The sequence below is a fragment of the Colwellia sp. 6M3 genome (assembly GCF_014077595.1).
Classification (GTDB): domain Bacteria; phylum Pseudomonadota; class Gammaproteobacteria; order Enterobacterales; family Alteromonadaceae; genus Cognaticolwellia.
In genome coordinates this window covers 1-249 of sequence record NZ_JACGWF010000270.1, presented here as the reverse complement: position 1 = coordinate 249, position 249 = coordinate 1, and the positions used below count along the sequence as shown (strand labels likewise).

The following is a 249-nucleotide window of genomic DNA, read 5'->3' as shown; positions in this document are numbered from 1 at the left end:
AAGACCCCATGCCGCGATATGACTTATAGTAACGACCTTGATAAAGTTCGACTTCACCAGGTGCTTCTTCCGTACCTGCGAGCATGCTACCCACCATCACACAATGTGCACCGGCAACTAGTGCTTTACCAGTAGCAGATGCCGCTGACTCTATAACATCAGGGTAAATAGTACCTTGTGCTAACCATTTAGCGTTACTGAGTTTATTTGCTTCTTCATCAAAAATTTCAACAAAGACATTACCAATAA

Annotated in this window: 1 protein-coding gene; it reads right to left on the bottom strand. The window is 43.0% G+C overall.

The features are described 5' to 3' along the window. Positions 1 to 249 (bottom strand): IMP dehydrogenase (locus tag H4J50_RS19755; protein WP_259366307.1); only part of this gene is annotated, 249 nt, incomplete at both ends.